A 17,291-nucleotide genomic window follows, 5' to 3' on the forward strand; every position below is an offset into this window, starting at 1 on the left:
TGACCACTCTAACGGGAGAGACGTCCAACGCTGAATCGAGTTACTGCTCGGGACACGTGCCGTATTGCTCCCACGCCTCATCGTCGAGCGCAATGCCGTTTGCGCTGAGCTGGATCATGAGTTCATCACCGTCAATCTCCACATTGTCGATTGTGACGGCGGTGGGGAGCGATGTTGCGACGCAAAATTCACGGGAATCGAGCAGGCTTCCTGCCAGACCCGAGAACAGTTGGTTATTGCGCAGATCAACGACTGAAATTTCTTCGTCGCCCAGCAACACTGACTGCGGCTCGAACGCGATCGCGTCACCAGCAGCAACCGGCAACAGATCGACCGCGACCGGAATCTTGATGAACAACAGTTCAAACACCGTGCTCACTCGAATCGCCGAGCCCTCAAGCGTGATGGAGTCGAGGTCGAGACCGCTCAGATTGCCGGCGAGCTTGTCGAGTTGATCGCCAGGCACCCCGACATCAATCGTGAGCGTATCGATCGGCTTCGATGAATCGAGAGGTACCTCAGTAGCGACTACGCGAGCGGATGAAGTGAGCCCATTAACTTCGAAGCGATCGATATCGATCGTGACGACATCCAGTCCCCCTGTGACGGCCTGGATGAGCAACGATCCTGAGCCGAGATCAACCGCGACGCCATCGCTCGAATCCAGCCCGAGCGAGGCGACGATTTTGTCCCGAACGAGGTCCGTCGCAATCGCACGCCCCACCGTCTCGACGAGGACTACGCCAACGACGAGGAGAAAGACGACGACACCACTCAGGGTCCACCACAGCGCGCGACGGCGCTTCTTTGGTTTCGCCGTGACATCGCTCGAACCCGGAGAAGCTGCTGCTGAAGCTGCGGAACCGTCGTCGAGGGTGAGCTCGACGGTTGGCTGGGCGCTCAAATCGAGCGTCGGCTGAGTACCATAATCGTCGTCGTCGTCGTCGCTCTGAGCACCTGAGCTAGCGGGCTTGTCGTTGGCCACGAAAACTACATCCGCTCGGGTGCGCTGACCCCGAGCATCCAGAGACTATTGCGCAGAACCTGACCGACAGCATCGTTCACCCAGAGGCGCGTGCGGTGCACATCGGTGACTTCTTCATCGTTCATCGGGGTGACGCGGCACTGGTCGTACCAACGGTGGTAGCTGCCGGCAAGTTCCTCGGCGAAGCGTGCAATGCGGTGCGGTTCGCGCAATTCCGCCGCTTGAGCCACGATGCGCGGGAACTCTGCAAGCACCCCGAGCAGGATGCTCTCGGTTTCGTTGGTGAGCAACGAGGCATCGAAGACGCTGCGGTCCACTCCCGACTCCCCCGCATTACGCGCAACACTGTGCGTGCGCGCGTGGGCATATTGAACGTAGAAGACCGGGTTGTCGTTCGTGCGCTTTTTGAGGATCTCCGGGTCTAAGGTGAGAGGCGAATCGGCGGGGTAGCGCCCGAGCGAGTAGCGCAGAGCATCCGTTCCGAGCCACTCACGCAGATCATCAAGTTCGATGATGTTGCCGGCGCGCTTCGACAGCCGGGCACCATTGATGCTCACCAGCTGACCGATGAGCACTTCAATGTCTTTCGTCGGGTCATCGCCGGCAGCACCGGCGAGCGCCTTAAGGCGATGAACGTAGCCATGGTGGTCGGCACCGAGCAAGTAAATCTTGTGGGCGAATCCGCGGTCACCCTTGCTCAAGTAGTAGGCGGCATCGGCCGCAAAATAGGTATAGACACCATTGCCGCGCTTGATGACACGGTCTTTGTCGTCGCCGAAGTCGGTGGTCGTGACCCATACCGCGTCCTCGCGGTCTGCGACATGACCCTGAGCTCGCAGGCGCTCGACAGCGTCATCGATCGCGCTGGCGCCAGCGGCATTAGTGGCGTGTAGCGCTCGTTCGCTAAACCACACATCGAAGTTCACATTGAAATCGGCGAGCGACTTCTTGATAGCACCCAGCTGCAATTCGTAGCCGCGCTCCCGCGCCACCGCGATTGCCTCATCATGGTCGAGGTCAAGCAGCTCAGGATGGCTCGAAAGAACACCCTTGGCAAGCTCCCCGATGTACGCGCCGGGGTAGCCGTTTTCTGGGGTCGGCTCGCCCTTGGCCGACGCCAGAATCGAGGCACCGAAGTTGTCCATCTGGTTGCCGGCATCATTGATATAGAACTCGCTCACAAGCTCGGCACCCGCCATCTTCAGGATCCGGGCAAGGGAGTCGCCGAGAGCCGCCCACCGAGTGTGACCAATGTGCAAAGGGCCAGTCGGGTTCGCCGAAACGAACTCCAAGTTGATGGTCTGACCCGCGAGCGAATCATTGCGACCGTAAGCCTCACCCTGCTCGACAATTGTTTTTGCCAGGGCGCCAGCGGCAGCCGCATCCAAGGTGATGTTAATGAAACCAGGGCCAGCCACATCCACGGCAGCAATACCTTCGATCGCCCGAGCCTGCTCAGCAATCTCGGTCGCCAACTCTCGCGGGTTCGCCCCCAACGGCTTCGCCAACTTCATCGCGATATTGGATGCCCAATCGCCGTGATCGCGATTGCGGGGTCGCTCTAACACCAGATCGTTCACGGTCAAACCCAGATCGGGCGTGCCGCGGTCAGCCGCGATGCGGGTGACAACAGAAAGAAGGGTGGCAGAAAGATCAGCAGGATTCACCCCTTAAGAGTACTGGGTGGTTACCGGGCTTCCGCGCGGGATCCGACGCGGACTTAGGTCTCGGTTCTGTCGCAGTTGGCGACACTGCCGGGTCACTGCACTTCGAAGACGCTCTCAGTCGCGAGAATGGAACCATGGCTCTTCAACTACGTGTAATTCCTGCAGCGATCGCGCTGAGCGCATCCGCTCTCCTGTTAAGCGCGTGTGTTCCGACCGAGCCTGAACCAACTTCATCCCCCACTGCGTCATCGTCCTCCCCGACGCCAACGTCGACACCGACCAGTGACCCTACGAGTGCGCCGACGGCGGCTCCGGAGCCGGCGGTAACGGCAACGCCCGACGCTCAAGCGACGCCCGTGACCATTGCGTGCACTGAACTGATCTCGCCGCAGGCCATATACGACTTCAACCCCAACTATGTGCTGCTGAACAGCTTTACTCCCGCAGCGGGATCGCCTGCCGCGAGCGCGCTTCAATCCAAAGGCACTGCTTGCCGCTGGCAGAACGGAACAAGCGGCATCACCATCGACGTCTCGGTCGCCAAGCCCACCTCAGCCAAACTTGCCTCGCTGAAGTCAGCCGCCGGAGCTAAGGTCAGCGAATTCGACGGTTATTTCACTTCCAGCGGCGGCACGGGAACCGCGCAAGTCTTCAGCGGCAGCTACTGGATGACGCTCAGCTCGGCCGCCTTCGACCGAGCAGCGGGTGCTGCGGAACTCGTCACTGTCGCGAAAGCTGCGCTGAAATAGCGTCCTCATTATTTGAGCTCAACTTCATGGCGATGGCGACGGCCACAAGTCCCCCCGCGCATATGACAAAAGTGAGCGAGGATGCCGGGTCCTTCGCCACAATCAAAATAGCGGCCGGAATGAGCGCCCCGCCGATTGCGCCGCACGCTACCAATACTCCGAGAGCATCGGGAGCAGTCCCCTCAGATAACCGATCCAACGCAAGTCCAGCGATTACTCCGTAGCTCGGCGCTATCGCGACAACGGCAATCGCGATCGCGATGATGGCCCATTCTGGAGCCCGTTCTGTGAGCCCGGCCGCCACGAACAGACACAGAGCGCCTGCAGCGCTGCCCCACACCACGATATTTTCTGCGGCCGCACCGCGGGTTGTCATCACGACAGCGACATATCGACCGAGAGCCATAAGCATCCAGAATGCTGAGGTTCCCAAACCCGCCAGCGCCGGGTCGATATCCAACAAGGTAGCCGGAAGGACTGCAGACCAGCCGGCGAAGACTGTTTCGATCCCCACATAAACCGGAAGGGCAAGCAAGAAGGGCACTAATGCGACGTAGACGCGAAGGTTCGTTCTTCGCTTTCCGTGCCGGGCTTTCTCGTCATTCGCTCGTGAAGGTTGCCCCCGCAGGGTCGCGAAGACGAGGGCTGCCGCTGCGACGGGAATTACCGCAACTCCCATCAATGCCAACCGCGGGTCGACGAAAGAACCTGCGATAACGATCAGGAGCGGTGTGCACGCAGCCGTGATTGCGACAGCGCCGGTAAGTGCACTGAGACTGATAGCGGCACTTTTGCCGCGCGACTCTCGTTTCGCGCACAGTGTTGCCGATACCTCGCTCAGCCCGAAGCCAAATCCGGCCAGCCAACTCGCCGCCAGAATGAGCAGTGAAGTGTGCGAGAGCGCGAACGCTATCAACCCCCCACTCTGCAGCGTGCAGCCCAGAACGAGCACAACTTCCGGGCGCAATACGCGCATGAAGAATCCACCGAGCACGACGCCGATGAGCAGTCCGGCGAACAGCACAGGGACAGCTTCAAGCACGGAACCACCGATCGAACGTTCCGCGGCAGGCAGCGCCGCGGGAATTGCTGCCGCCGTCGCGCCCAACCCGATGAACGCGGCGAACAGCGCCACACGTCCGATCATGAGTTTCCGGTTACCCGCAAATGACGCACTACGGCGTAGGTGTCACGGATCGCGGACATTGATCTTTCGTAATTTGCTTGGGCGACGCCGACGAACATGCAATCAACCACCATGAGTTGAGCAATTCGGCTTCCGAGCGCGCCCGATCGGAATCCTGTCTCCCTGGCCGCAGTAGTGAGCACAATGTCTGCGTGCTCGGCCAGCGGCGAACTCTCGTGGTTAGTAATCGCAATGGTTGCTGCTCCGGCAGCGCGCGCGATTGCCAAGAACTCGATCGTGTCAATTGTGCGTCCGCTATGCGAAACGGCGATTGCAACTGCGTGCGGGCCCAGCGTCGCTGCCGAAGTCCAGGCGGCGTGAGAGTCTGACCAGTTCAGCGCGGTGCGCCCAATCCGCGTCAGCTTCTGTTGCAAGTCCAGACCGACAATCGAGCTGGCACCGACCCCAAAGATGTCGACGCGACTGGATCCGACGACTGTGGCAACCGCAGCGGCGAGCGCGACAACATCCAGAGTCTTCGCGGTATCGGCAATCGACAGAGTTTCTGCCAATGACACTTTTGCGACGATCTCGTGCAGGCTGTCATTTTTGTTGATGTCACCGGAGACATCTGGCAGTGCTGAAGTCTCAAAGCTCTCGCGGGCGACGTCACGGAGCACGTCTCGTCTGAGGTCTCGAAGATGCTCGTAGCCCATTCGCTGAGAGAAGCGCACGACAGTTGTCGTTGACGTCTGGCATCGCGACGCAATCTGCTTAATCGAAAGATCTGCTGCCGCGGTGGGGTCAGCAAGAAAGAGATCGGCGACTCTCCGTTCACTTGGTCGGAGTTCAGGCAATAACGAACGCATGCGCACGAGAGCTGCATCGTTGCGTTCCGACGGGGTCGGTGCGCGGAGTCCAGACATATGCCTCCTCATTGATGGCACCAGCGTTGATGCTGGGATGCATGGATAACTATACGAGGAACTTTGTTACATAGAAAGTGTTTTTCGTGTACTTTCGTAACGTACCGAGATCAAGGATGCTCAACGGGCCGGCTCCATCGCACCACCCCACCGGTCAAGGCATCACTAGCCCTGAGGAGTTCACATGCAAGGAAGCACTGGCGCACGGCGCACAAGCTTCGGCATATTTAGCATCGCCACCGCAGTTGCGTTGACGTTGACCGGATGTGCCGTTTCGAATTCACCCTCCACCGGCAACGCTGGCGGAGGCACACTGGTAGTTGGTGTCACGAGCGACCCAGACACACTGTTCCCGTGGAAGGCAACACAGTTCCAGTCCGTAAACGTTCTGCAGAACATCTACGGCACCCTGACTGAGTTCGACACCGACCTCAACGTAGTTCCCGGACTCGCTGAGTCTTGGGAAACCTCAGAAGATGGCCTTTCCGTCACGTTCGCCCTTCGTCAAGGGGTGACCTACGCTGACGGCAGCACGTTCGGCTCTGAAGACGTCAAGTTCTCGCTCGAAGCGATCATGACCGAGGAAACAGCTGCGGTCGCTGCTAGTTCCCTGGCCTCGGTCACCGCGGTTGACGCTCCAGACGAAAACACCGTCGTTCTTACTTTGAGCGCCGCGGACGCTGCTTTGCCAGCAAACCTTGCGGTGTTGAACATGGCAATGCTGTCATCAGACGACACCGAAGAAGCTCTCAACACGACACCGAACGGCACTGGCCCGTTCTTGTTCGAAGAGCGCACGGCGAGCCAGTCGATCACGCTCGCCAAGAACGACGCGTACTGGGGCGACACTGCGAAGCTTGACACCGTCGAGTTCCGGGTAATCCCGGACGAGTCGTCGATCGTCTCAGCGATGCAGGGCGGGAATGTGCAGCTGGCCGTCTTCGATGACGCCGTAGTCGCACAAACTGCAGAGACCGGAAATGTCACCGTCGAGGCTACCCCGCAGCTCAGCTACCACGCGCTTCAGCTCAATGCGACGCGTGGGGCACTGACCGACGTGAACGTGCGTCTTGCTTTGCAATGCTCCATCGACCGACAAGAAGTGCTCGACACTGCAGCGTTGGGTGAGGGCGAGATCACCGGCCCCATCACATCGCCGGCATACCGTTCGGACACCAGCGATCGCCCCTGTGCGGAGCGTGACCTAGACAAAGCTGCTGATTACCTCGCCAAGGCGGGCAAGTCTGACGGCGTAACCATCAACACGATCGTCTCGCAGGGTGAATACTCCACGAGCGTGAACGAGGCCCAGAACCTCAAGTCGCAAGCGGCCGAAGCTGGCATTACTCTCGACATCGAAGTTCTGGAATCGGGAGCATTCGTTGATCGTTGGATCGCGGCAGACTTCGACGCTGCAGTAGCACTCAACGGTGGTCGCCCCGACCCCGATGGCATGTACGGTCGCTACTTCACGAGCACGGGAAACCTCAACCAGGTAGCTGGCTACAGCTCTCCCGAACTCGACGAACTCTTTGCTGCCGGTAAGCAAAGTTCTGACCCTGAAGAGCGCAAAGAGATTTACGCACAGGTCTCTGCCGAACTCGAAAACAATGCGGCGTGGATCTGGCTCTTTACGAGCTACACCTACACCGCAACAACCAGTGATGTAGAGGGATTTACCCCGATGACGAACGGCTCTTTGCAGTCGCTTCGCACGACGTCGGTCAACTAGTCCCCTGGTGGTGTGGCGCGTAATCCAGCGCCACACCACCGGCCACATTCACCACAATTTACGGAAGACCATGCTGCGAAGACTTTCCCGGAATCCGATACTGCGACGTATTCTCTCCACGTTTGCGACACTTATCGGTGTCGCCGTATTCGTTTTCATCATGCTGCGGGCAATTCCCGGTAACCAGATAACAGCCGGGCTGGGAACTGAAGCCGCCGCCCTCACTCCCACTCAGAAGGCAGCGCTCGAGGCGTACTACGGCCTCGACCAACCGCTGGTAATTCAATTCTTCAGCTGGATCGGCAACCTTTTCACGGGCAACCTCGGGTTCTCCGCTCGCGCGCAGGAAAGCGTGCTGAGCCTCACAGCCCAGTCATTGCCTGTCACCTTCGAGCTAGCTATCTTCTCGATCGTCTTGGCTCTCGCGATCGGCATCCCCCTGGGAATGCTCTCTGCTTCTCGACCAGACTCACCGCGCGACGCTTTCGGCCAAGTAGTCGGACTCGCCGGACTCTCGATCCCCGCATTCTTGCTCGCGACAACGCTGCTTGCAGTACTTGCCTCATCATTCGGTTACAACCCCAACGGTGAAGGCTTCGCCTACTTCTTCGACAATCCTCTGCTCAATCTTCAACAGATGATGCTCCCGTCGATCGTGCTCGGGTTCGGAATCGCCGCGCCCATCATGCGCACCACTCGAACCGCCGTGCTCGAGATTCGCGCCAACGACTTCGTTCGAACGGCACGGGCAAAAGGCATTCCGTCTCGAAGACTGCAGTTCAAGCACGTACTCGGCAACGCGCTAGTCCCGATTGTCACCATGACCGGTTTACAGTTCGGTTACCTCTTGGGCGGCGCCGTCGTTGTGGAACAAATATTCTCCGTTCCCGGCATTGGTCGACAAGTTCTCCTCGGCATCCAACAAAAGGAATATGCGCTTGTGCAAAGCACTGTGCTTGTTATCGCCCTTGCCTTCGTGATCGTGAACCTCCTCACTGACCTCCTTTACCGGCTCATCGACCCCCGGGTGCGTGCAAAATGACCGACATCACACCATCGACAACGCTGAGCGCTGCTGGCGGCCCCACCGGCGAACGCCTTCGTCTGCTCGTGCGCAGCAAAAGCGGCCTCACTGGACTCATCCTGATCGTTCTTCTTGGCGTATTGAGTCTTATCTCTGCTTTCGGGCTTCTCCCGTTTGATCCCATTACGCAAGACCCGCCATCCCGGCTTCAATCACCGTCGGCGGTTCATTGGTTCGGTACCGATCAATTCGGCCGCGATGTGTTTGCTCGAGTAGCGGCTGGTGTCGCAAACTCAGCGCTGATCTCAATCGTCGCCGTAGCGTTTGCCACAGTCGTGGGAACTCTTGCCGGCGTTGTCGCAGGCTTTTACCGCGGGATCCCCGACGGGATTATCAGCGGGATTACGAACGTGCTCTTCGCATTTCCGCCGCTGCTCCTCGCTCTCACGCTCGCATCAGTATTCAATCGCAACTGGTTCACCATTGCTGCGGCAATCGGGCTGGTGTACGTGCCGATATTTATCCGAGTCACCCGCGGCCCGGTGCTCTCTCTCCGCGAGATCGAATACGTCAAAGCCGCGACCAGCACCGGCCAGAGTCGCGCGATGATTATGTTCCGGCACGTGCTCCCCAACATCACTTCCATCGTCATTGTTCAAGTGACGCTCTCACTGTCGTGGGCGGTTCTCACCGAGGCATCCTTAAGCTTCTTAGGGCTCGGCACTCCGCCTCCCGCCCCGTCTCTCGGATCCATGATTTTTGAGGCTCGCACATTGGTCAGTATCGCCCCATGGACGATGCTCGCCCCCGGTGCCGTCATTGTTCTCCTCGTCGTCGGCCTGAACCTCCTCGGCGATGGTCTGCGCGACGCTCTCGACCCCAGAAACAGAGGCAAAAAATGAGCATGCTCAACGATCTGGATGGGCTCGCGACTGAAGCAGTCGATCCCCGTTACACCAACCTTGACCTCATGAGCGTTGCGGAACTCGCCACCGCGATGAATGAGGCCGATTCGAGTGTTCCTGGCGCTGTTCAGGCGCAACTCCCCGCGATTGTGCCAGCGATCGAAGCCGCAAGTGAGCGGATGGCTGCTGGAGGTCGACTCGTCTATGTCGGCGCCGGGACTCCTGGCCGAATCGGAGTCGTCGATGCATCCGAATGCCCCCCGACTTTCAATACTCCTCCCGAGCTTGTTTTCGCAATCATGGCTGGCGGTTCCGACGCCATTGTGACGCCGAAGGAGGGAGCCGAAGACGACGGTCCAGCCGGCGCAGCAGCGATCGACGCGGCGGGAATTGGCCCGCTCGATACCGTCATTGGCATAGCCTCGAGCGGTCGCACTCCCTTCGTCATTTCCGCAATCGAACACGCCCGCTCGCGTGGCGCACTGACCGTCGGCCTCTCATGCAACGTGGGGACTGCGCTGAGCGCCGCCGCCGAGTTTGCGATCGAAGTCGCCGTTGGTCCAGAAGTTTTGACCGGCTCGACGCGTCTCAAAGCGGGAACTGCTCAAAAACTGGTACTCAACATGTTCTCGACGATCGTGATGGTTCGCCAGGGAAAGACGTACGGCAGCCTCATGGTCGATCTCAAGCCGACCAATCACAAGCTGCGGGCCCGAGCGGTGCGCATGGTTGCCGAAATTGCGAACGCCTCCCGCGATGATGCAGAATCCACCCTCGAAACGACAAGCTACGACGTTAAAGCCTCGATCTTGATGCTGGCGTTGGGCTGCACAATGGACGAAGCGAGAAACAGGCTAGCTCAGACATCTGGCCGACTTCGACTCGCCCTAGAAGGAGCATAATGCGCGTCCTAGGCATGATTTCCGGAACCTCGCATGACGGCATCGATGCCGCAGTGGTCGACTTCGTTGAACATGATGGCGCGCTCACCGGCACGGTGCTTCACGACGTGAGCACTCCATACTCTCCTGAACTGCGAGCGCGAATCGTTGCAGCGCTACCGCCAGCACAAACGACGCTGGCCGAAGTTTGCGAACTCGACACCTTGATCGGACAGGCATTCGCGGATGCTGCGGCAGCAGCCTCTGATGCAGTCGGCGGCGTCGACGCTGTGACTTCGCACGGCCAAACGGTCTATCACTGGGTCGATGGCTCGCACGCGTTAGGCACTCTCCAGATTGGTCAACCGGCGTGGATCGCGGAGCGCCTCGGGGTTCCCGTAGTGTCCGATGTCCGCATCCGCGACATTACGGCGGGAGGGCACGGCGCGCCTCTCGTTTCTTTTCTTGATGAATTGTTGCTGCGCGATCGCGGTGACGTTTCGGCTGCGCTCAATCTCGGTGGCATCTCGAACATGACCGTGATTAACTCCGGTGACCTTGTGGCCTATGACATCGGGCCCGCAAACGCGCTAATCGATGCCGTTGTTGTCGACGAACAGCTGAACTCCCTCGGCTTTGACGAGGACGGCGCTATCGCGGCATCCGGCCTCGTGGATCCTGAATTGCTTGAGCAACTTCTCGCGGACCCCTACTACGGTCTCGGGACTCCGAAAAGCACCGGAAAAGAGCACTTCCACCTCGGGTACATTCGCGCCGCCGAAAAGCAGCTCGGGCGCTCTCTCAGAGCCGCCGATCTGATCGCCACCCTCACCGAGTTGACGGTGCGAACGGTAGCGCGCGATGTGAGCAAGCAGGGAATCACCTACCTCGCTGTTTCCGGGGGCGGATGCCGCAACCCCGTCATGCTCGAAGGACTTCGCGGCGCTCTCGCTTCAACCGAAATCGTGCTCGCCGATGTGCTTGGCGCCCCCGCTGACGGTAAAGAAGCAATAGCTTTCGCGCTGATCGGATGGTGCACTCTTCATGGCGTACCAGCGACAGTTCCTGGCGGCACGGGGGCACGCGCCCCCCGCATCTTGGGCACGATTACTCCTGGCCGCGACGGACTCGTTTTGCCCGCTCCCCAGGAGGGACCGATTCGTTCGCTCACGCTCACCGTGGTGCGCTAAATGTCTTCTCTCGAGTTGCGCGCCGCCTCGCAAGCAGATCATGCCGCCATTGTCGCGGTATTTCTCGCGTGCTGGCGACGAAGTTATACCGGATTGCTTCCGCAACCCGCTATCGACGAGATGACGGACGAGCGTGCTTCTGCCCTGTGGCAGCGGGTGCTCTCAGAAACAGCTGGCCCCGTGATCGTCGCCGAACGTGAAGGCGAGATCCTGGGCATGGTTCGATTCGCCGCGGTTGGCGACCAAGGGGCGGTGCACTCTCTCTACGTTTCTCCCGATGCCCAAGGATTGGGGCTCGGCACGACACTTCTTGACTCGGCCGTGAGTTCGCTTCGCACACGCGGAGCAGAAGCGGCCCGCTTGTGGGTCTTTGCCGCAAACACACCCTCTGTCGCTTTCTACCAGAGTCGCGGCTGGGCCCCCGATGGTGAGACTCGCACTCAACAAGAGTTCGGTGCCCCAGAAATACGGCTGAGCCGCTCCTTAGAGGCGTCCGCATGAGTCATCTCGTTCAGCTCCTCGTTCATCGGGTTCGTCTTCCCCTGGTGCGTCCTTTCGTCACGGCCGTGCGCCGGGTCGAGGCGATCGATGCTGTGCTCGTGGAGGCTACCGATAGCGACGGCCGCTCGGGATGGGGCGAGGCACCCACCAGCTGGCGGGTTACCGGAGAAAGCCCCGAGAGCGTCACCGCTGCAGTTGTCGGCCCGCTCAGCGAATCGCTCGACTCAGCACCACTCGATGACACGACGGAGCTTGCTGCGCTGGTGACACAAGCGATTGTGGGCAACGCTTCTGCTCGTAGCGCTGTCGAGTGCGCCCTCTACGACCTCAGCGCGCAGTCCGCGGGGCTCTCGCTCGCTCGCTCGCTGGGTGCCAATGCTGATTGCACGCGGATCACTACCGATATGACTCTCTCTGTCGGTACTGTCGCTGAGGTGCTCGCTAGCGCTCGAGTGCATGTCGCTGGTGGATTCCACTCCATCAAGCTCAAGGCATCATCGAGCGGCGAAGTACTCAGGAACCTCGTGGCACTTCGAACGGAGTTCGGCCAAGACCTCAACTTGAGAATTGATGCGAATCAGGCGTGGCAACCAGACGAAGCAATCCGCGTCATCCATTCGATTGAAGATGCTGGCATAGATCTAGAATTCGTCGAACAGCCGGTAAGTGCACTCGATCTTGAGGGCCTTGCTCGCGTGACCGCTGCGGTAAATGTGCCCATACTTGCGGATGAATCAGTCTGGACTATTCGTGATCTCCGCGATGTCATTAGGCTTCGCGCCGCAGACAGCATCAACATCAAACTTGCGAAGGCCGGCGGTCTCAGCGAAGCAATGAAGCTGGCAGCCGCGGCTCGTGACGCGGACATGGAAGTCATTGTTGGGTGCATGATGGAGAGCACGGTTGGTGTTGCCGCGGCGGCCTCTCTCGCTGCAGCCATCAGCCCCGAAGCCACCCATGATTTGGATGCCGGGCTCTGGCTGCGTGAGCCCAGCGTCACCGGAGGACTCCGCTACGAGAACAACTTCGCGATGTTGGGTGCGGGGCCGGGGCTCGGCGTCAGCGGTATCACCTCACGGAGCGCCGCGTGATGACGGAAACGATTCTGCAAGCAGCAGCAGCGCAGATTGCCGGTGTTGGCGACCAGTGCGCGGTTGGCTGCGTTGTCGGCGTCGAGATTGATGGCGAAAGAACGGTGGCTGTGGCGGGGAATACGTCCACGACGCGTGCCGCCGACGCGATGAGTCGGGCCACCCTCCACGACGTTGCATCGGTGAGTAAAGTTGTCGCCACCACCACAGCCTTGCACCGTTTAGCTTCCGAAAATCAGCTCGACTTCGACGACGAAGTCAGTCGTTTCATCCCTGGCTTCGGCGGTGCCCGTGACACGACAGTCCGTGATCTGCTCCGCCATCGCGCAGGGTTGTGGGAGTGGCAGCCGCTGTATCTCACGCCGGAAGCGACCGACGATCCTTTCCGGACGATCGATGCTCTGCCACTGCGTTATTCTCCCGGACACGAGCGGCACTACTCCGATCTGGGGTTCATGACGCTCGGGCGCCTCATCTCGACGATCACGGGCGAATCACTCGATAAAGCGGTGCAGTCCCTCGTGACGGAACCGCTAGGGCTTTCACATTTCGGATACGGCCCCGTCTCGAGCCAGGTGTCGACAAGTTCCTTCGGAGATGCCGCAGAAGAGCGAATGGTGCGCACTAGCGATCCGTACCCTGTGAGCTGGTCCGACGCCGGATTCGCTTGGCGCACCGCCCCCGTTCGCGGCACCGCCAATGATGGAAACTGTGCCCACGCTTTCGACGGCGTAGCCGGACACGCTGGCATCTTTTCAACAGTCGACAGTTTGCTCGACGTCGGTGCGACTCTGAGCCGCGCTAACGACCACCCCCAACTATTTCTCCCCGAAGTCACCGCCGAGGTTTTCGCCGAGGGCCCAGACTCCGGCCAAGCATTGGGATGGCGACGTACATCGCTCACCGTCAACGGCGCACCGCTTCCGCTGCTGTGGCATCCCGGTTTTACCGGCGCTGCTCTCGCCTTCGTACCTGACCGCGGTATCACCGCGGCCTTCGCCTGCAACAGATTGCTCGCGACAACCCCTTCCCCCACCGACGCTCACTGGCAGCACGTCCTTAACGCGCTTGCCACGATTCTCAGCAACCAGGAGTGACCGCCATGACGACAACCACCAACCCCGTTCTCCGTATTGATAACCTCTCGGTCGCCTTCCTCACGGGAAGGGAACTGGTGCCGGCGGTACGCAATGTATCGATCGATGTCGCCGCGGGAGAGACTGTTGCCGTGGTCGGAGAATCCGGTTCCGGCAAGTCGACGACCGCCGCTGCCATCAATCGGCTCCTCCCCGAGAATGCCCGCATCACCTCGGGCAGCATCCTGTTTGAGGGCCGCGAGATGACTGAGCTTCCCGAAAGCGCTCTCGTGAGACTGCGCGGAGCAGGCATTGGACTTGTTCCTCAAGATCCCATGTCGAATCTGAATCCCCTCATGCGGATCGGCGCGCAGATTGGTGAGGCGCTTGAGGTTCACGGAATCGAAACTGGTCCTCGGATTCATCAGCGTGCGGTCGAGTTGCTCGAACTCGTAGGAATCCCGGATGCGGAACAACGTTCGCGTCAGTATCCTCACGAATTTTCCGGCGGCATGCGTCAACGCGCGCTCATCGCGATGGGCCTCGCCTGCCAGCCGCGTTTACTGATTGCCGATGAGCCAACCTCTGCCCTTGATGTCACCGTGCAGCGTCGCATTTTGGACCAGCTCGATGAGCTCACTGGTCGCATGGGCACCGCGGTTTTCCTCATTACTCACGATCTCGCGCTTGCCGCTGAGCGGGCCGACCGGATAGTCGTGATGTTTCGCGGCGAGATCGTGGAAGAAGGCACCGCTCACGATATTTTCACCAACCCTCAACACGATTACACCAAGCAGCTTCTCGCCGCTGCACCAAGTTTGTCGACCCGGCGCCCGCTCAGAACCGTCGCGACGACCGCGGCCGCCGTGGCAACTCCACTGGTGGAAATTCGCGACCTTCGCAAGGTCTTCGAACTGCGTTCGCCGAAAGCCGGCGAAGCGACCACTTTCACCGCCGTTGACGGTGTGAGCTTCACCATCAGCAAAGGCACCACGGTCTCAATTGTTGGCGAGTCTGGTTCTGGCAAATCGACGACGGCGAACTTAGTACTCGGGCTCGAAGAGATTTCTGGCGGTTCAATTCTCTTCGACGGAGTCGATCTCACAACCCTCAAGCGACGCGAACTCTTCGCGTTCCGCCGTCGAGTGCAACCTGTTTTCCAGAACCCCTATGCCTCTCTCGACCCTCGCTACACCGTCGAGCAATCGATCATCGAACCGCTCAAGGTGCATCGAGTGGGAACCGCAGCTAGCAGACGAGAGCGCGTTGCTGAACTGCTCGACCAAGTATCACTGCCAGCCGCAATGGCATCGCGGCTCCCCCACGAACTTTCGGGAGGTCAACGTCAACGTGTCGCAATTGCTCGCGCATTAACGCTCGAGCCAGAGTTGGTTGTGCTCGACGAAGCCGTCTCTGCTCTTGACGTGCTGGTTCAAGCGCAGACTCTTGAACTTCTCGCTGAGCTTCAGGAACGACTCGGGCTGAGCTACCTCTTCATTAGCCATGACCTCGCGGTGGTTCGCATGATTTCTGATGAAATTCACGTTATGCAGCGCGGACGAATCGTCGAGAGCGGCACCCCGGAGCAGATCTTCGAGCACCCTCAGGATGCGTACACGCGTGAACTGCTCGAAGCGATTCCGGGATCGCATCTCAGTATCGACTGAGGCGCGTGGGCTGGCGCCGCTAGGGAAGCTGTACTGGCGACCGGTGATCGTCGATCGGCAGCACATCCGCCGTCGCGGTAATCACAAGGTTCTGCAAGAACAGGTCAGCCCAGTGATTGGTGAGGAACGCCGTGTCAGCAGCGTCCCGACCTGTCGCGATGCGCACGAGCGACTGACGCGGTGCCAGACCGGTCGAGTCGACAATCCACCAGGCACCATCGACATACGCTTCGGCGACAGCGTGAAAATCCATCGGGCTAAGGCCCGGGGCGTAGACAGAAACGTAACGAGCCGGCACATCCTTCGCCCGCAACATCGCAATAGTGAGGTGGGCGTAGTCGCGACACACCCCCCGTCGCGTGAGCAACGAGTGAGCGGCACCATCGGTGGAGACCGACACACCCGGCGTGTAGCGCATACTCTGCGAGACCCAGTCGCGCACGGACTGCAGCAACTCGTGGCCGACCTGGTGAGAAAACTGCGAACGCGCACTCGGCGTGAGCACGTCAGACTCGCAATAACGACTTGGCCGAAGGTACTCGACCCGATCTATCTCGTTGAGCTCGGCAGGCTCGGGGCTTGATTCGACGGTGGCGGCGTAGTCCACGACGAGCCGCCCAGGCCCGGCAATGAGCGAATGCAGGCGGGTTCCGCGCGCATCGACCATTTCTTTCGGTTGCTGGGGCACCCCATCCAGCACAAAATCAATGGACTCGGATGCCGTAGGCCAGTGTGCGGACACCGCAATACTGAAGACCATTTCGGTGCGACCGCGAAGGTCAAGTTCTTGGTGGGACGTAACGGTACGCAGCATCCCCCGATAATGTCACGACTAGCTGAAGCGAGCATCAGAACAGCGTGCTAATTATCGGGGCAATTGCTTGCTAAGCTAATGTCCTTGCCTTCGTAGCTCAGGGGATAGAGCGCCGGTTTCCGGTACCGTAGGTCGGGGGTTCGATTCCCTCCGGGGGCACAGATATTCACCGCAGTAAACAACAAACCGTTGTCCTCTCAGAGGGTCAACGGTTTTCTTGTTTTCGGGGCGCTGAGCGAAATTACCGAGGTTTCTTAGCTCGAACAGCTGCTGCACCGACCGGCAGGATAACGAGCCCAGATGCGCAGAGCAGCGCAATCCATTCGCCGGTAGCGAGGCTTATCCACAGCCCGATCCCGAGAATCAGCACACTGTAGACAACGGCAAACGTCAGCATTCGGCGAGACAGAACGGCGGCTTGAGGTTTAGTCATAGCTTTAAGGTAAGTCATCAGGCACGCCAACTCAATGAATGTACAAGTGACGGCGCTACTGCTGAGTCAGTCGCGACCTTTAGGTTACGAGACGACGCAGCAGGCTTCTGCGCCGGCGTCTGTGCTCGTGGCAACAGAGGCGAGCATTTTGACGGGCTCAGCGAAGGCTTCGCAGCAGAGTTCGTAGACGTTGGAGCGGCCGCGGGGCGTGACCGTAACGAGGCCGTTGTCACGCAGCGGTGCCAAGTGGTGGCTCACCAACGTTTGGCTAAGCCCCGTGGCATCCGTCAGTTCACGCACGGTGTGGGCGCGTTCGGTGAGCAAGAGCACCAACTGAAGACGGTTGGGGTCGCCGAGAGCGCGCAATAGAGGCGCCAGGCTCTGGGCCCGTTCGGCCGTGGCTGACCAGGTGGGCTTCTGGATCATCAGAAGATCGACGCGTTCGCTCATAACAACGATCTTACACAGCTTCTTTGTTATCAACAGTAGATGCTGTTATTGTTAGCCAACGCTAGCGGTGCCGC

The 17,291-nt window shown here is 59.7% G+C and carries 17 protein-coding genes and 1 tRNA gene; 11 read left to right on the forward strand and 7 right to left on the reverse strand.

Going from position 1 to position 17,291, the window contains the following annotated elements; genetic code table 11:
* Positions 1 to 40: 40 nt before the first annotated feature.
* Positions 41 to 985, reverse strand: a complete 945-nt coding sequence (locus tag FFT87_RS11775) for an LmeA family phospholipid-binding protein (protein WP_219948897.1) — start codon at positions 983 to 985, stop codon at positions 41 to 43.
* Between the two features lie 5 nt (positions 986 to 990).
* Positions 991 to 2,652 (reverse strand): arginine--tRNA ligase, encoded by a 1,662-nt coding sequence (gene argS, locus FFT87_RS11780; RefSeq protein ID WP_219948898.1) that lies wholly within the window; start codon positions 2,650 to 2,652, stop codon positions 991 to 993.
* A gap of 134 nt (positions 2,653 to 2,786) precedes the next feature.
* Here argS and FFT87_RS11785 point away from each other — a divergent pair, with 134 nt between their 5' ends.
* A complete protein-coding gene (locus tag FFT87_RS11785) occupies positions 2,787 to 3,401 on the forward strand; it encodes an arginyl-tRNA synthetase (RefSeq protein ID WP_219948899.1) in 615 nt (204 codons plus the stop codon).
* On the opposite strand, the gene FFT87_RS11790 is transcribed toward FFT87_RS11785, so the two are convergent.
* Complete coding sequence (locus tag FFT87_RS11790) at positions 3,373 to 4,548, reverse strand: sugar MFS transporter (protein ID WP_219948900.1); 1,176 nt, start codon at positions 4,546 to 4,548, stop codon at positions 3,373 to 3,375. The two genes, FFT87_RS11785 and FFT87_RS11790, sit on opposite strands and share 29 nt — an antisense overlap.
* On the reverse strand, positions 4,545 to 5,453 hold the full coding sequence (locus FFT87_RS11795) for a MurR/RpiR family transcriptional regulator (RefSeq protein WP_219948901.1): 909 nt from the start codon (positions 5,451 to 5,453) through the stop codon (positions 4,545 to 4,547). Before FFT87_RS11795 ends, FFT87_RS11790 begins: the two co-directional genes overlap by 4 nt.
* A gap of 184 nt (positions 5,454 to 5,637) precedes the next feature.
* On the opposite strand from FFT87_RS11795, the gene FFT87_RS11800 reads away from it, so the two are divergent.
* The 9 genes from FFT87_RS11800 to FFT87_RS11840 all read left to right on the forward strand — a co-directional run bounded on the left by FFT87_RS11800 (position 5,638) and on the right by FFT87_RS11840 (position 15,520).
* Entirely contained in the window at positions 5,638 to 7,185 is a 1,548-nt protein-coding gene (locus tag FFT87_RS11800) for an ABC transporter substrate-binding protein (protein WP_219948902.1), read from the forward strand.
* A 70-nt stretch (positions 7,186 to 7,255) separates the two neighbouring features.
* The gene (locus tag FFT87_RS11805) at positions 7,256 to 8,227 is read left to right on the forward strand and encodes an ABC transporter permease (protein ID WP_219948903.1); all 972 of its coding nucleotides are present in this window, start codon (positions 7,256 to 7,258) and stop codon (positions 8,225 to 8,227) included.
* Positions 8,224 to 9,111, forward strand: coding sequence for an ABC transporter permease (locus tag FFT87_RS11810; protein ID WP_219948904.1), 888 nt, complete (start codon positions 8,224 to 8,226; stop codon positions 9,109 to 9,111). The genes FFT87_RS11805 and FFT87_RS11810 overlap by 4 nt, the downstream gene beginning before the upstream one ends.
* Entirely contained in the window at positions 9,108 to 10,016 is a 909-nt protein-coding gene (gene murQ, locus FFT87_RS11815) for an N-acetylmuramic acid 6-phosphate etherase (RefSeq protein ID WP_219948905.1), read from the forward strand. The genes FFT87_RS11810 and murQ overlap by 4 nt, the downstream gene beginning before the upstream one ends.
* On the forward strand, positions 10,016 to 11,185 hold the full coding sequence (locus FFT87_RS11820) for an anhydro-N-acetylmuramic acid kinase (RefSeq protein WP_219948906.1): 1,170 nt from the start codon (positions 10,016 to 10,018) through the stop codon (positions 11,183 to 11,185). Before murQ ends, FFT87_RS11820 begins: the two co-directional genes overlap by 1 nt.
* Positions 11,186 to 11,686 (forward strand): GNAT family N-acetyltransferase, encoded by a 501-nt coding sequence (locus FFT87_RS11825; protein ID WP_219948907.1) that lies wholly within the window; start codon positions 11,186 to 11,188, stop codon positions 11,684 to 11,686.
* Positions 11,683 to 12,777, forward strand: coding sequence for a mandelate racemase/muconate lactonizing enzyme family protein (locus FFT87_RS11830; protein WP_219948908.1), 1,095 nt, complete (start codon positions 11,683 to 11,685; stop codon positions 12,775 to 12,777). Before FFT87_RS11825 ends, FFT87_RS11830 begins: the two co-directional genes overlap by 4 nt.
* On the forward strand, positions 12,777 to 13,874 hold the full coding sequence (locus FFT87_RS11835; RefSeq protein ID WP_255560151.1) for a serine hydrolase: 1,098 nt from the start codon (positions 12,777 to 12,779) through the stop codon (positions 13,872 to 13,874). The genes FFT87_RS11830 and FFT87_RS11835 overlap by 1 nt, the downstream gene beginning before the upstream one ends.
* A gap of 5 nt (positions 13,875 to 13,879) precedes the next feature.
* Positions 13,880 to 15,520, forward strand: coding sequence for an ABC transporter ATP-binding protein (locus FFT87_RS11840; protein ID WP_219948910.1), 1,641 nt, complete (start codon positions 13,880 to 13,882; stop codon positions 15,518 to 15,520).
* Between the two features lie 19 nt (positions 15,521 to 15,539).
* On the opposite strand, the gene FFT87_RS11845 is transcribed toward FFT87_RS11840, so the two are convergent.
* Positions 15,540 to 16,334, reverse strand: a complete 795-nt coding sequence (locus FFT87_RS11845; RefSeq protein ID WP_219948911.1) for a transglutaminase family protein — start codon at positions 16,332 to 16,334, stop codon at positions 15,540 to 15,542.
* An 86-nt stretch (positions 16,335 to 16,420) separates the two neighbouring features.
* Here FFT87_RS11845 and FFT87_RS11850 point away from each other — a divergent pair.
* A tRNA-Arg gene (locus FFT87_RS11850) sits at positions 16,421 to 16,493 on the forward strand.
* Positions 16,494 to 16,575: 82 nt separating this feature from the next.
* Here the strand turns inward: FFT87_RS11850 and FFT87_RS11855 are convergent.
* Together FFT87_RS11855 and FFT87_RS11860 are read right to left on the reverse strand one after the other, a co-directional pair.
* Positions 16,576 to 16,767, reverse strand: a complete 192-nt coding sequence (locus FFT87_RS11855; protein ID WP_219948912.1) for a hypothetical protein — start codon at positions 16,765 to 16,767, stop codon at positions 16,576 to 16,578.
* 84 nt (positions 16,768 to 16,851) lie between these two features.
* Complete coding sequence (locus FFT87_RS11860) at positions 16,852 to 17,217, reverse strand: helix-turn-helix transcriptional regulator (RefSeq protein WP_219948913.1); 366 nt, start codon at positions 17,215 to 17,217, stop codon at positions 16,852 to 16,854.
* Positions 17,218 to 17,291 lie beyond the last annotated feature (74 nt).

The organism is Salinibacterium sp. M195, assembly GCF_019443965.1.
Classification (GTDB): Bacteria; Actinomycetota; Actinomycetes; order Actinomycetales; family Microbacteriaceae; genus Rhodoglobus.

Coding starts and splice junctions, on each gene's coding strand:
- FFT87_RS11825 (WP_219948907.1), top strand. CDS start 11,186: ATGTCTTCTCTCGAGTTGCGCGCCGCCTCGCAAGCAGATCATGCCGCC.
- FFT87_RS11800 (WP_219948902.1), top strand. CDS start 5,638: ATGCAAGGAAGCACTGGCGCACGGCGCACAAGCTTCGGCATATTTAGC.
- FFT87_RS11855 (WP_219948912.1), bottom strand. CDS start 16,767: ATGACTAAACCTCAAGCCGCCGTTCTGTCTCGCCGAATGCTGACGTTT.
- FFT87_RS11795 (WP_219948901.1), bottom strand. CDS start 5,453: ATGTCTGGACTCCGCGCACCGACCCCGTCGGAACGCAACGATGCAGCT.
- FFT87_RS11845 (WP_219948911.1), bottom strand. CDS start 16,334: ATGCTGCGTACCGTTACGTCCCACCAAGAACTTGACCTTCGCGGTCGC.
- FFT87_RS11820 (WP_219948906.1), top strand. CDS start 10,016: ATGCGCGTCCTAGGCATGATTTCCGGAACCTCGCATGACGGCATCGAT.
- FFT87_RS11790 (WP_219948900.1), bottom strand. CDS start 4,548: ATGATCGGACGTGTGGCGCTGTTCGCCGCGTTCATCGGGTTGGGCGCG.
- FFT87_RS11785 (WP_219948899.1), top strand. CDS start 2,787: ATGGCTCTTCAACTACGTGTAATTCCTGCAGCGATCGCGCTGAGCGCA.
- FFT87_RS11840 (WP_219948910.1), top strand. CDS start 13,880: ATGACGACAACCACCAACCCCGTTCTCCGTATTGATAACCTCTCGGTC.
- FFT87_RS11810 (WP_219948904.1), top strand. CDS start 8,224: ATGACCGACATCACACCATCGACAACGCTGAGCGCTGCTGGCGGCCCC.
- FFT87_RS11830 (WP_219948908.1), top strand. CDS start 11,683: ATGAGTCATCTCGTTCAGCTCCTCGTTCATCGGGTTCGTCTTCCCCTG.
- FFT87_RS11835 (WP_255560151.1), top strand. CDS start 12,777: ATGACGGAAACGATTCTGCAAGCAGCAGCAGCGCAGATTGCCGGTGTT.
- FFT87_RS11805 (WP_219948903.1), top strand. CDS start 7,256: ATGCTGCGAAGACTTTCCCGGAATCCGATACTGCGACGTATTCTCTCC.
- FFT87_RS11860 (WP_219948913.1), bottom strand. CDS start 17,217: ATGAGCGAACGCGTCGATCTTCTGATGATCCAGAAGCCCACCTGGTCA.
- murQ (WP_219948905.1), top strand. CDS start 9,108: ATGAGCATGCTCAACGATCTGGATGGGCTCGCGACTGAAGCAGTCGAT.